Source organism: Bernardetia sp. ABR2-2B (assembly GCF_037126435.1).
Taxonomy (GTDB): domain Bacteria; phylum Bacteroidota; class Bacteroidia; order Cytophagales; family Bernardetiaceae; genus Bernardetia.
This window is the reverse complement of sequence record NZ_CP147020.1, coordinates 3,736,617-3,748,871: the sequence shown is the minus strand read 5'-3', so window position 1 is coordinate 3,748,871 and position 12,255 is coordinate 3,736,617. Positions and strand designations below refer to the sequence as shown.

Sequence of the window (12,255 nt, the reverse complement as noted above, 5' to 3'; positions counted from 1 at the left end):
ATTAACAAATGAAAAAGTATAACAAAACAATTCAATTCATAAATTCAAGAGTTATTGGTGTCTTATTTCTTTTGGCTTTTTTATTTTATGGTATTGGGCGCAGTTTATTTGAAAGTGAGCTAGATGCCCATAAATACTTTGGGTCTGTGCTAATCATCATAAATTCAGTTGCAGTATTGTTGATTGGTTTTTTTCTAAGAAAAACCATAATCAAGTTTAATCTTTTAATAGGAAACACTTACTTTTTGTCAAGAGTAATCGAAGCATTAGCACTTGGTAGTATTCTTTTGAACCTAATTCCTGTGGTTAATATTTCTTTGGATTTTGGTTATTTTATTGCAATGTTTTTTTTAGGAATTGGTAGTATTCCAATGTGTTATATATGCTACAAACATAATCTTTTACCAAAATGGTTGGCTTTGTGGGGGCTTATTGGATACACTTTTATGGCTATAGGCTTTTTAATGGAGTTATTTGGCAAAGAATGGAGTATGTACTTACTAATATTAGCAGGGTTTTGGGAAGTAACTTTTGCTATTTGGTTAATCATTAAGAGAGAACAAAACCCAAAATAGTAACAACAATGAACTTTGGTCTAAACTGAAAAGTTTGTGACCATAACACTACTATTCTTATACAAGAGCGATAGAAAAGTTGAACAAAGTGAAAAATGTTTAAAGGTAAAAATCCAATTATTCACAAGTCATTTATCATAATATTTAACAATACATCAATCAAAAGCCAAACAACACATGTTTTTCAAATCAAAAGAAGGAAAAGAAAAAATTATAACCCTTTACAATCAAAAGTTAAGTAAGCTGAATATTGAATATTCAGAAAAACTTATAGAAATAACGTTTGGTATTACAAATATTATCATTACAGGTGATACTAAAAACCCTCCTTTATTACTCATTCACGGCACTGGAGGTTGTGCTCCTTTATTTTTAGAATCATTCCCAAATTTATCTTCAAAATATTGTGTGTATGCAATAGATGTGCTTGCTCAACCTAACAAAAGTGCAGAGAATCGATTAGATATGAAGTCTTTAGATTATGGAAAATGGATTATTGAACTTATTGAAAACTTAAGGCTAAAAGAAGTAACATTAGTTGGATTTTCTTTTGGGGGATTTATTTTTTTAAAGACTTTAGAGTTCAACGAAACACTGATAAAAAAAGCTTATCTAATTGCCCCAGTTTATATTGTCAATGGAAATCCTTTTATAGGATTGTTTAAGATGTTTATGCCTTTAAAAAAGTTTATAAAAACCAATGACCAAAAATATATTAAAAAAGTAATGAACGTTCTTTTTTCTGAATACGACGATTTTGCTTTGCAGTTTATGTCAACTACGTTTCAGAATTGTAATATGGACTTTTCTCCTTTACCTGTTATTTCAAGAAAGTCAGCAAAAAATATAAATACTCCACTTACCATTATAGCAGCTGAAAAAGACATTATGTTTCCGGGTAAAAAAATGATAAAAAGAGCAAAACGAATTTTTCCATCTTTAAATGAAATCATCTTGTTAGAAGACTCAAAACATGTTCCTAGCAATAAAAACTTTAAACTAATTGAAGACTTAGTCTTAAAAAAATAAAAAGAATGAGAAGCAAAAAAACTGGATTTTCGTGAGAACAAGCTATTTTTGCAATTAAATATAAACACTAAAAAGTTAATTTTATTTTAAAACTTCTCTAATACTACTTTTTCTATATTTTTCCTTCTGAATTCTATGGTATAACCAATCCTATCCTTTAGAAAAATTGTTAAAATTTAGTCCATTTTTATCATAAGGTATTTTGTTTTTGACACAGGCAAAAACACGTTGAATAATTTTATTTCGCAAGGCGTTAATGACACTCATTTTATTTTTTCCTTCGGCTACTTTTCTTATAAAGTAGTCGTTCAATTCTCCTTTTGCTCTTGATGCAGATAAGGCACACATATGTAAAGCTGTTTTGAGTGTTTTGTTTGCTCTGTTTGATACTCTTGCTTTTCCTTTAAAACTTCCAGAGGAGCGTTCGAAAGGTACTACTCCTGCATAACAAGCCAGTTGTTTGGCTGTATCAAATTTTGTAAACCCTTCACTCATCACAATCAAATGAATAGCTGTTACTTTTCCAACACCTGTTACAGAAGTAGTAAGCTGATAGATTTCTTTTAGCTCTTGGTCGTTCTGAATAATTTCTAACATTTGCTTTTCAATAGCTTCTATTTGTAGAGTTAAATACTCTAACAAGGTTTGTGTATGTTGATCGATGACTTCATGTATAGCTTTTTTACTGAATGCTTTTGTTTCTTTTGCATAGGTTTCTAGCTCTTGTCTATGAACTACATGTTTTTTTCGCAAGGTCTGTAAAGTCTTCAAAACAGTGATTTTTTCATTGACAGGGCTATATAATCGTACTTGGTCTTGAAAACGAAAAGCATATAAACCAATTCTTACGGAATCAATTTCATCATTTTTTTCTCTGGTTGCTCCCATTGATTTTTTGATTTGCAAAGCATTTTCTACCCAAATAGAACAATCAAAACTAACTAAAGTAGTTACTAGAAAATTGATATAATGACCTGTTGATTCTAAACAAAATAGAGTTTCTGATAAATCTATTTGTCCTTTTAGTTCTTCTAAATAAGCTGAAATAGCTTCTATATTATTTTTGATTTGTGTATGAGAAACACGTTTTGCATTTTGAATTAAAGCAACATCCAAATGCGCTTTGCTTACATCAATGCCTATAAAATTTTGGTAAGTCTGCATAAAAAACTAATTTAGTGGTCGGTAAATAAATAGTATTCATCACTATTCAATCCAACTTAAAACCTTAACTAATGAGGTGGCTTTTACTGGAAATAAAGGCTCTCCGAATTCTATTTGAGTTTCTGATTGAATAAAAGCAGATAGAGGCTTATTCAGATGATAGATTTTAAAATCTAGTTCGCAGTTTAGGTTCTCTATCTGCTAGATGAATTCTTAAATACAAGATAAGAAATTACATCTATTTTTGTCAGTACAAACCTAAAGGTTCGTAGTCTTACGAACCTAAATGTATTTAAGCATCACGCTTTGTAATTCCTCATTCCAATCAAAAAAAGGAGTGACCCTGTCCTTTCTCAGCTACCCAAAAATTGCTATCGCTCGTTTTCAACGAGTGATTTATATGTATTCGGCTTGTAGCCGTGTTTTTTGTATTTGCTATTTTTGGGTTGTACAGTTTCCTCCTCTGTTGGACTTAGACTTGTGTAACTGGTCATTATTTCAAAACTTCTTATTCTTCTCAAAAGAGAGTGAGGAGTTTTTGCATAATCAATAATCAAGTTGGATATACGCTTTATATTTTAGTCAAAAAACTATTTCCTTTCAAAAAACGTATAGAAAGCTATATTACCAAGATTTTAATAAGATTATTAGAATTGGATAAACGAAACTTACTTATAAATAGAAAATAAATATGCAACCTGAATACATTTTTCTTGCAGTATGGTTTGTTGGTGTAATAAGCATAAGTACAATATGTCTAATTAATGGACGAGAATCATTAAAAAAATTTCCGAAATTAAATGAGTCTGAATTTGAATATATAGAAAATTGGGCATCTGGTAAAACTGAAATGGGAGGAGCAGAAAATGTGTTACAAATTAGAGTTACAAAAAATCAGTTATGGTTGAAAACAAATACTTTTATGGCAAGTATTGCTGAACAATTCGGTTTACTTCATTTAATACCAATTGAATCTTTAAAGTTAGTTGAAAGTGATGGAAAAAAGATTAATATAGAATTTAAAAAAAATGGAAGGTCAAATAAAATAGTATTAATCAGTAGAAGAAAAAGTGATTTAATCAAATTACTAAATGATAAAATGGATAAAAAAAATAGCTAAAAGAAAAGATAGTGTACAACAAATTATAAATACGTTAAGCATTGTCTGTGACTACGATTTATTGGTATTCAAATCTAAGATTTGTATAGTCAGTTTTATTTTAGTCTTTATTTCAAAACTCCTTATTCTTATAAAAAAAGAGTGAGGATTTTTTTATTTAGAAAAGTCCAATATTTTAGATATAAAGCAACTATTGAATTAAATTTGTAATATTTGTAAAAGTTTAAATCAAAAATCAAAACCTTCTATGATAAATCTATTTGTAAATGATGAAACCTCTCCTCTAAAAGCTGTAATTTTGGGAGCTGCTAAGGGTGTCGGACGTACCCCTCATTTTGATGAAGCCTACGACCCAAAATCAAAAGAACATATTGCTGCTGGAACATACCCCGAAGAGGAAGATATGATAGCTGAAATAAAAGCATTTGTAACTGTTTTAGAAAAATATGGAGTAAAAGTATATCGCCCTGAAATTATTGAAGATTATAACCAAATTTTTGCTAGAGATATTGGTTTTGTTATTGAAGATAAATTTATCAAACCGACAATTCTTAAAGACAGAAAAGAAGAAATAAAAGGGATTCAGTATATTTTAGATAAAATCAATACAAAACAAATTATTTCAGTTCCTGAAGGTATCAGAATTGAAGGAGGCGATGTAATGCCTTGGAAAGACCATATTTTTGTTGGCTATTCAGAAAAAGAAGACTTCGAAAAATATGTAGTTGCCAGAACCAACAAAGCAGGATTAGATTTTCTAGCTAAAGAATTTCCTAACAAAACTATAAAAGGATTTCAACTCAATAAGTCAGATAAAGTAGCCAAAGACAATGCTTTACACTTGGACTGTTGTTTTCAGCCTATTGGAAATAATCAAGCAATTATTTACAAAGAAGGTTTTAAGTTTGAGGAAGATTATAATTATTTAAAAGACTATTTTGGAGAGGAAAATTTAATCCATATTAGTAGAGATGAAATGTATGAAATGAACTCAAATGTTTTTTCTATTAGTCCGAAAGTAGTGGTTTTAGAGAAAAAATTTACTCGCCTAGCTGCTATCTTAGAAGAAAAAGGATTTACTGTAGAGAAAATTCCCTACTCCGAAATTTCTAAAATGGAAGGACTCCTACGATGTTCGACCTTACCACTAGAAAGAACAAAATAAAAGTATTATCTCACTCAAAAAAACAAGTCAGATGACAAACCCACAAAGCACCTCTACTTTAATGATGATTCGCCCTGTTCAGTTTAGATTCAATGAACAGACAGCAGTAAATAACTATTACCAAACAGCCATAGAAGGATTGAGTTCATCTGAAATTCAGTCAAAGGCAGCTAAAGAATTTAATGACTTTGTAGAGAAATTGAAAAGTAAAAAAATCAATGTCATTGTCATAGAAGATACACCAAACCCAAGCACTCCTGATTCTATTTTTCCAAATAATTGGATTTCTTTTCATTCTGATGGAAGAGTTGGGCTATATCCAATGTTTGCAGAGAACAGAAGGCTAGAAAGACGAGCAGATATTTTAGAAAAACTACAAACTACCAAGGGATTAAAAGTAAATGAAGTTATTGATTTTTCAAGCCATGAAAAAGATGAGCGTTTTTTAGAAGGTACAGGAAGTATGATTTTAGATAGACCTAATAAAATTGTTTATGCTGCAATTTCTATCCGAACAGATGAAAAAGTTTTAGATGATTTTTGTGATAAATTTGGTTATAAAGCTGTCAAATTTACGGCTAATCAAACTGTAGATGGAAAAAGGTTACCCATCTACCATACCAATGTAATGATGTGTGTTGCAGATAAAATAGCTATTTTGTGTACTGATTCTATTGATAATCAGTTAGAAAGAAAAGCAGTAATTGAGAGTTTGGAAAATACAGGAAAAGAAATAATTGAAATTAGTGAAGACCAAAAACATCACTTTGCTGGTAATATGCTACAAGTAAACGGAACAGATGACAAACCCTATTTGGTAATGTCGGCAGCAGCTCATCAATCATTAAATGAAACTCAAAAAGAACAGATTAAAAAATACTGTGAAATATTGAGTAGCTCATTAGATACTATTGAAGCTCTAGGTGGTGGAAGTGCTAGGTGCATGATGGCAGAAGTATTTTTGCCAAAAGTCTAATTATCTCAATTTTTTATAAAGTTTGGGCTTAAATAAAAACATCAGATTTTATCTTTTGATGTAGCTGAAAAATAACCTTTAAAGTTTATTCAAATAAAAAACGGAAAGTCAATAAAGACTTTCCGTTTTTTATTTTATAAATATATTATTAAAAGTGATGATTATTCTTTCATCAATTTTTTAATAATTACTCCTTTGTCTGTTTTGAGTTGAATAGTATAAGCTCCTGAAGCAAATCTTGCCAAATTCAAGTTATATGAACTTGCATTAGCAGGAATAACGTCAGTCTTCACTACACGCCCAAGAGCATCAACTACTGTAATTGCAACAGCATCTTTTACTTCGCCCAATTCAATTAAGAAAGTTCCATTACTAGGATTTGGATAGATACGTAAAGTTTTGATAAACTCTTCTTCTTCTCCAACCACTACTACTGGCAAACTGAACGACACCGTACGAGTTTGGAAAGTACAACCTGTTGAATAGGTTACAATAGCAGAATAATTTCCATCTTCTGTTGGTGTGATTGTCTCGCCACTCAAACCACTTTCTTCATTATTAAAGAACCAAACTACATTTGTAATTACTGTAGATTCATTTGCTGGTTCTAAGAAAAGAGTTGTTTCTGTAGTACGAAGATAAGTCGTTTCAACATTCAAACGCTCAATGCTTACTGATGCAGAAGCAGGACTTGTACAACCGTTTTGAGAAACAGTAACACTATAATCACCTGTTGAGCTGACTGTAACTGTATTTCCTACATTACTACGGAATACTCTTCCATCTCTACTCCAGTTATAAGTAACACCATTTACTAAATCAGCAGTAAGAGTTACTTGGTCGCCAGAACAGAATACAGAATCAGAAGCTGTAAATGAAACAGGTGCTAAAGAAGTAACTTCAACATCAATAACATCAGTAGCCGTACAACCTTCTTCTGTAACTGTAAGCGTGTATTGTCCAGATTCTGAAACAGAAACTTCCTGCTCTGTGCCTACAACTACATTATCAAGTGTCCAAGAATAAGTTGCATTAGCAGCTTCTTTAGCTCTAATTATTCCATTATCACAGAAACGAACTAAAGTTCCGTTTACTATTTCGGCAATAGGAGCATAGTTAAGAATAACACGGCTTCTACTTGAAGTAGTTACACACGTTTCTCTTGAAATACGTACTTCGTAACTTCCACTACTAGTAACTGTATAAGAACTTGAATTACTATCAGTAATTTCAGCTCCGTTTTTGAGCCATACGTAAGTTGCACCTGCTACTTCATTAGCTGTCAAAGTTGCACTTGCATCACAGCTACGAACAGAAGAACCTTCTGTAATAGTTGCTGCAAATGGCGTGTTTACAACTACATCTACTCGTGTACGTGTCTGACTTTCTTTTCCATAAACACCAATCATACTAATATAATATGTTGTGTTTTCAGAAATAGTAAGTGTTTCATAGTTGTTATCATCTGTCTGGTCAACCATTGTTCCACCTGTTTCGGTCGTATAAACGTTAAATACTGCACCACTTCCACTAAGCACAATACCAGCAGAACCTGTTCCACAACTTGGAGTTGTAGAAACAACAATTGGAGCATTAGGGAAAGTAGCATCATTTGCTTGAGAAGCTCTTGGAGAACGAACAGAACCATTTAAAGCAAACAGTCTATAAGCGTGATAGCTATCAGCTTCTAATCCTGTATGCTCATACGTAGTAGTTGCTCCAGAAGTAATTTCAGATACAAGTGTGTTTCCTTCAAAAAGAAGATAACCTGTAGCATTACCAACAGCGTCCCAAGTCAAATCAATTTGAGAAGTAGAAACGCCAGTTGCTACAAAACGTGTAGGTACACCAACTGTTACTGGAGGAGAGCCTCCAGAACCTGGTATTGTAACTGTTACATTACTCAATGTACGAGAACAAGTTGTTGTTGTATTTGTCGCTACAACTTTAAAAACAGTTGTTGTTGTAAGGTTTCCAGTATTCAATGTAATAGTTGCGCCTGTTCCTACTACTGGAGTTCCTATATCATTATTTCCTAAATCTTGTAATTGATAACTTACACCTACTTGAGATAATGGTACTTCAATATCACTGCTTTCTCCACTCAATATACTAGCAGGGTTTGCTACTGTTGTAATATCAGTAGGAAGTGTATTAATTGTAATATCAGCAGATGAGTTACTTGTAGTAACAGGGTCAGAAGCAACTACTCTTACTTTATAACCAGCTCCTGTTGCTAATGTGTTCGGAATTACCAAAGATATTGGAGTTGTTCCTACTTGTGTAGCAGTTGGAGTAGTAAAGTTTCCTGTCGCATCAGATAATTGCGCTGTAAATGTGTTTCCAGCAGCGTATGTTCCTGTTTGCGTAAATGGAATACTGATAGTAGAACCAGCGCAATATGTTGTTGGATTAATTGTTCCTAATGTGATAGTAGGAGCAAAATCATTATCTGTAATTGTAACATCTTGCGTAGTTGTAGTACCTAGTATAAGTCCAGCAGAAGGAGAAGAAATAGTAAGTGTTGCTGTCTCTGTTCCCTCAATAAGAACATCATCTACAATTGTAAATGTAGCTGTTCCTGTAGTTTGACCATCTAAGATAGTAATAGTAGAACTATTAAGTGTATAATCTCCTGTTGTGATTCCTGTTCCACTAGCAGCTAAGTTTACTGTTTGGTCTCCAGTTACGGCAGCAGCAGCAGTTGCTGTTACGGTAACAGCAGTCGTAGCAGCTTCGGAAGCTGTATTTGTACTTACAGAAAGATTTGTAGCTACAGGAGTCGTAAATGAAATTGTAAAATCATCTATTGCAGCACCTGCTTCCTCTGTATTAGTATCTGATCTAAACACAACTCTAAATGCTACATCTGCATTACCTGCCAAATTAGATACATCAAGTGTCTTTGTAGTATAATTTGTAAGTGCTCCAGACATAAAAGTTGTTCCAGCTCCACCAAATCCTGTATTGCCATCAGTATCGGCATTGTACCAAGAAGTTCCTGTAGTAGTAGCTCCTAGTTTAGACCATGATGTTCCTTTATCAGTAGAAAACTCTACAATCATTCCGTCCCATCCATCTTCAAATGCATGTTTAGTCTGAAAAGATAATGTATAGATACCTGCTGTTGAAAAATCAAAGTTAGGTGTATATAAATTTGCATGTCCATTACTAGAATGAACTGCTTCAGTTAATCCTGTAACCCAAGCATTCGCTCCACTTACTACACCGTCTTTTCCTGCAATAGCAGAATTACCACGTTCCCAAGCAGTACCCCCAGAAACATTTTCAGCAGTAAAATCTGCTGGATTAACTTCAAAGTTACCACCATCTGTTAATGCATAAGGTGCTGGACGGTTTGGCATAACAGTTATTGTTCTTGAAGCTGTAAGTGCGGCACTACCACCTCCATTAATAGTAAGAGTGATTGTTTTTACACCTGGAGTATTGTATGTTACTGTATGAGGCCCTTGTGCTGTTGATGTAGCAGGAGTTGCTCCTACACCAAAATCCCAATCCCAAGAAGTTGCTTGGAAAGAAAAATCTGTGAATATGACATCACTTCCTTCATATACAAATTCTTTATCAACTCCAAAACTAGCAGCAGGAGCAGCAAAAGCACCTGTTGTAAACAAGCCTCTACCGTGTGTAGCAACTGCAACTACCTTATCAGAGTCACGAATTTGGAACATATCACAACGAGTATTAGCAAGACCTGTGCTTGTAAGCTCCCAAAAATCAGCTGCTGGAGCTGCTGTAATATCATCCGTACTCCAAACACCTGTTTCTGTTGCAATTAATACCTCATTTGTATTATTTGGATTAAACATTGCCCAACGTACTGGCATATCTGGTAAACCGTGTCCACTATCTTTACTTGTCCAAGTTGTTCCTCCATCATTTGTGTACCATACATTCTGAGAACCATAGTTAGAATAAGTAACTACAATTTGGTTTTCTGTAGAACCAAACTCAACAGAAGAAACAGACCCTTGCGAGTTCATCGTAGCATTTGCTATGTCAGTACCCACAGGAGCAGCTCCTGTATGTGCATCAGGCGCACGTACTACTTGCCCACTACTTGTTCCTACATAAAGAGTTGTTGTACCTGCTGGAGAAAAAGGAGAAGCCTTCATATGAGTTACAGTACCTGAAACAGTAGAAACAGTCATGTTTGTACGAGCTCCTGCAGGAACTGTCCAACGAGCCACATTTCCACCTGCTGTAGAAGCTGTATATAATAAATCTAATGGGTCATGATAATCTCCTGGATTAATAAATCCACCATCATTAGAGCGTGATCCTAAAGTCCCAAATGAAGTTCCTCCATTCGTAGAAACATTTATATTATTATTAGTAAAAGCAGTAATTTGAATATTTGGATTATCTTGGTCAATATAACAAAAACCACCATCACCACCTGTAGCTTGAACAGTTGCACCCAAACCTGCATTGGTAAATTGCTGTGTACCATTATCTTGAGCACCAGCTAAAGCATAAGATGAAGTAGCTGTTGGATGCATAGCAGTAGAATAAAACTGTGTTACATTATATCCAGAGTTTTTATCATTAAAAGTAGGAGTAGTAGCTCTAAGATTTGTAGTATGAGCAATACCTCCATCACTACCTACTAACATCTCGTCCGAACTACCTGGTCTATAAGCAAATTCATGAATATCAGCATGAACATACTGTCCACAACCACCTGTCCAATAGGAGATAGAAGTCCAGTTAGCCCCACCATCAGTAGAACGGTGTACATCAATACCACCAACTACCACATGGTCTGGGTCAGTAGGATTAACTTTAAGTATTAAATCATACCAAGCTTGTCCACGAGTAAAATCAGTCGTGCTTACTGTACAATTTTGATTCAAATACTTAGGAACTGTTACATCTGTCCAAGTAGCTCCTGCATCAATAGACTTTTTGAAGAATGCTATATTACTATTTGAGTTATCATGTCCAACAGCATATAAAATATCGCTATTAGAAGGAGCTGATGCTACTTCTATTCTCCTTGTGTTACCAGAAATTCCAGCAGGAGTTACTTCTGTCCAAACTACACCATCACTTGCACTTGTAGATTTATAGATAGAACCCACTTGAGCACCAAATAAACCAGTAGTAGCGTATATAGTTCCGTCTGTTGCTATTTCTAGGTCTGCACCACGAGTAGAAGTCTCAGGTAATGTTACTTTTGTCCAAGAAGTACCTCCATCAGTAGAACGAAAAACTCCACCACTATTTGGGTCAGTAGAATTGAATCCATCTGTACGACAAACAGCTAACACTGTTCCTGAAGCAGTTACAGCTAACTTTTGTATATATTGAAAATCATCCGTTGTAGTAGGTGAAGTGCTTACTAATCTATTCCAAGTAGCTCCACCATCAGTAGTTTTCCACATACCAGCTCCACGCTGCATACCACCACCAAAGAAACCTTCTCCAGTACCTACATAGAAAGTCTGTGTATTTGAAGGGTCATAAGCAATTGTAGAGATAGCTATGTTTTCCCAAAAATTATCAACAGCTACCCAAGTTGGATTAGCTACTGTAATGTCATTAGTCGACCAAAGTCCACCACCAACACCACCAGCCCAAACTTTTTTGTTTGTAGCATCATTTGGATCAAACATAACAGCACGAGTACGTCCACCTACATTATTGGGTCCACGCTCTATCCAATTTACCCCAGCAATAGCTCTTTGGTTTGCAGTAAGTGCATTGAGACGAATATCTGTTAGTTCATTTGCTTTTATACGAGCATTTTCAGGAATTTCTCCTGTTCTTGGATCAGCCGTACGCAAATAATCTTGAAGCATAGCTAAGTCAGGACGATCCTGCTTAGGCATCTTTTTTATTTCTGCTTTAGACATACCATTATACTTATTATATAAATATTGGTAATAAGCATATTTTTCTTTCCCTTTTAATTTTTCAGGATTCGTATTCTCATCGAATTGATAAGCCGTAACTTGTTCTGTATTTGCATTTAGCTCTTGAAAAAGCCAAAACCCTGTGGTAGTAAATATACCAAGCGCAAGCAAACACAACACAATCCGTAGTTTTGAGTATGTATTTTTCTTATTCATCAGAATTGAAGTGTAAATGATTGTTAATTGTAATAAGTAGCATATATTTATTTCATAACATAAATATTCATATATATAAAGTATTTATAATTGTATGAAAACCACCTTAAATATAGCAGTTTTTTTGTAGT

8 protein-coding genes are annotated in these 12,255 nt (G+C 33.8%); 5 read left to right on the top strand and 3 right to left on the bottom strand.

The annotated features are described in order from the left end of the window. The first annotated feature begins 8 nt into the window (after nt 1–8). Complete coding sequence (locus WAF17_RS15715; protein WP_338761540.1) at nt 9–575, top strand: DUF4386 domain-containing protein; 567 nt, start codon at nt 9–11, stop codon at nt 573–575. 177 nt (nt 576–752) lie between these two features. Then, nucleotides 753–1,604 (top strand): alpha/beta hydrolase, encoded by an 852-nt coding sequence (locus tag WAF17_RS15710; protein WP_338761536.1) that lies wholly within the window; start codon nt 753–755, stop codon nt 1,602–1,604. A gap of 150 nt (nt 1,605–1,754) precedes the next feature. Here WAF17_RS15710 and WAF17_RS15705 read toward each other — a convergent pair whose 3' ends face one another. Beyond that, the gene (locus WAF17_RS15705; protein WP_338761532.1) at nt 1,755–2,768 is read right to left on the bottom strand and encodes an IS110 family transposase; all 1,014 of its coding nucleotides are present in this window, start codon (nt 2,766–2,768) and stop codon (nt 1,755–1,757) included. Between the two features lie 371 nt (nt 2,769–3,139). Continuing rightward, nucleotides 3,140–3,325 (bottom strand): hypothetical protein, encoded by a 186-nt coding sequence (locus tag WAF17_RS15700; protein WP_338761530.1) that lies wholly within the window; start codon nt 3,323–3,325, stop codon nt 3,140–3,142. A 134-nt stretch (nt 3,326–3,459) separates the two neighbouring features. On the opposite strand from WAF17_RS15700, the gene WAF17_RS15695 reads away from it, so the two are divergent. The 3 genes from WAF17_RS15695 to WAF17_RS15685 all read left to right on the top strand — a co-directional run bounded on the left by WAF17_RS15695 (nt 3,460) and on the right by WAF17_RS15685 (nt 6,029). Beyond that, nucleotides 3,460–3,888 (top strand): hypothetical protein, encoded by a 429-nt coding sequence (locus tag WAF17_RS15695; RefSeq protein ID WP_338761528.1) that lies wholly within the window; start codon nt 3,460–3,462, stop codon nt 3,886–3,888. Nucleotides 3,889–4,135: 247 nt separating this feature from the next. Beyond that, on the top strand, nt 4,136–5,053 hold the full coding sequence (locus WAF17_RS15690; RefSeq protein ID WP_338761526.1) for an arginine deiminase family protein: 918 nt from the start codon (nt 4,136–4,138) through the stop codon (nt 5,051–5,053). A gap of 31 nt (nt 5,054–5,084) precedes the next feature. Next, complete coding sequence (locus tag WAF17_RS15685; RefSeq protein ID WP_338761524.1) at nt 5,085–6,029, top strand: arginine deiminase-related protein; 945 nt, start codon at nt 5,085–5,087, stop codon at nt 6,027–6,029. A gap of 161 nt (nt 6,030–6,190) precedes the next feature. On the opposite strand, the gene WAF17_RS15680 is transcribed toward WAF17_RS15685, so the two are convergent. Then, on the bottom strand, nt 6,191–12,124 hold the full coding sequence (locus tag WAF17_RS15680) for a T9SS type A sorting domain-containing protein (protein WP_338761522.1): 5,934 nt from the start codon (nt 12,122–12,124) through the stop codon (nt 6,191–6,193). Between the last annotated feature and the right edge of the window lie 131 nt (nt 12,125–12,255).

What these genes read in the sequence shown, in the direction of transcription:
- WAF17_RS15715 (WP_338761540.1), top strand. Translation starts at nt 9, where the DNA reads ATGAAAAAGTATAACAAAACAATTCAATTCATAAATTCAAGAGTTATT.
- WAF17_RS15710 (WP_338761536.1), top strand. Translation starts at nt 753, where the DNA reads ATGTTTTTCAAATCAAAAGAAGGAAAAGAAAAAATTATAACCCTTTAC.
- WAF17_RS15705 (WP_338761532.1), bottom strand. Translation starts at nt 2,768, where the DNA reads ATGCAGACTTACCAAAATTTTATAGGCATTGATGTAAGCAAAGCGCAT.
- WAF17_RS15695 (WP_338761528.1), top strand. Translation starts at nt 3,460, where the DNA reads ATGCAACCTGAATACATTTTTCTTGCAGTATGGTTTGTTGGTGTAATA.
- WAF17_RS15690 (WP_338761526.1), top strand. Translation starts at nt 4,136, where the DNA reads ATGATAAATCTATTTGTAAATGATGAAACCTCTCCTCTAAAAGCTGTA.
- WAF17_RS15685 (WP_338761524.1), top strand. Translation starts at nt 5,085, where the DNA reads ATGACAAACCCACAAAGCACCTCTACTTTAATGATGATTCGCCCTGTT.
- WAF17_RS15680 (WP_338761522.1), bottom strand. Translation starts at nt 12,124, where the DNA reads ATGAATAAGAAAAATACATACTCAAAACTACGGATTGTGTTGTGTTTG.